At 37.3% G+C, this 1,452-nt stretch carries 1 protein-coding gene; it reads left to right on the top strand.

Annotated features, from left to right (window positions below; genetic code table 11):
* On the top strand, positions 1-1,452 hold a 1,452-nt coding region (locus MHM83_RS16125; RefSeq protein WP_239180894.1), incomplete at both ends, for a hypothetical protein.

Raw genomic sequence — 1,452 nt, 5'->3', positions numbered from 1 at the left:
ACAGTAGATTTTGATTTAACACCTACATTATGTTATGATGGAAGTGGGAATGGTGAGATTCGTGTAGAAGTTACATCGGGTAATAATGATTACCAATTTAGGATTGATGGAGGAATTTGGCAAAACCCAAATGTAGCTACACCAGATGAGTTTACTTTTACAGGGTTAACAGATGGTACTTACAGTATTGAAGTAAGAGACGGATTAGGCTGTACAATTCCAGCAAAAGATGCAACTATTTTACCACAGTTAACGGCAACAATAACAACAGTAAGTGCAACATGTAACGATGGTCAAATAGTAATTACTCCAAACGGAGGAGACGGTAATTATGAATTTATAGTAGAAACAGGAGGGGTGCAAACCTCGTACACTTCTAGTCCAATTGCAGTACCAGCAGGAACTTATATGGTGTATGTAAGAGATAAAAATGGAGGAACAAATTACTGTGAATATTCAGATACAGTAACAGTTAATCAAATAGCAGCACCAACCGTAAGCAGTACATCAACACAACCAAATTGTAGTACAGATACGGGAACAATCAATGTAACTGTAGGAAGTGGAACCTCACCATATACCGTAACAGTTACAGGACCAGGAGGTCCATTTGTACAAGGACCATCAGCAGATGTTAATTACAGTTTTACAGGATTAGGAGATGGTACTTATCAAATTACAGTAAGTGATGCAAACGGTTGTCCACCAGTAGCCACATCAACAGAAACGATTAATGTTCCAACAGCATTATCAGGAGGCTCAGCAAGTAAAACAGACTTAATGTGTAGCCCTACAGGCACTATTTTAGGAACGATAAGTTTTACAGCACCAACAGGTGGAACAGCACCTTACATTTATTATTATAGATTAGTAGGAGGAGGAGCTTATACACAAATAGCAGGAACAACAGTATCTAATTTACCATCAGGAGATTATGAGACAAAAGTAGAAGATTCAAATGGCTGTGAAAGAATTTTAGACACCTTAACGATAGCAGATTTACCAGCAGTACCACCATTTGCAAGTACTGTAGTATATAACTGTGATGGTACAGGAAATATCACCATAACACCATTTGATGCTAGTTATACTTATTCTTTAGATGGGGCTGCAGCACAAACAGGAGCAAATGCTAATATTTTTAATAATGTAGCAGCTGGAGCCCATACAGTAACTGTAGATTATGGAAGTAATTGTACAGAAGATGTATTGGTAACAGTAGCAGCAGATCAAGAATTTACAGCAGCAGTTATAAACACGACAAATCCTACATGTTTAGGAGACAATAATGGAAGTATAGAAGTAGAAGCAAGTTTTCCATCATCAACACCAACTGAGTTTGAATATAATATAGGAGCAGGTTGGGTAAGTACTTCAGGAAATAATCCATTTGTTATACCAAACTTTACATCAGGAACACATACAATTGAAGTTCGTCCAGTAGGAGGAATT

The sequence above is a fragment of the Tenacibaculum sp. Mcav3-52 genome, from assembly GCF_022347665.1.
Classification (GTDB): Bacteria; Bacteroidota; Bacteroidia; order Flavobacteriales; family Flavobacteriaceae; genus Polaribacter; species Polaribacter mesophilus.
The sequence above is the reverse complement of the archived record's forward strand: the minus strand, read 5'-3'. Positions and strand labels throughout refer to the sequence as shown.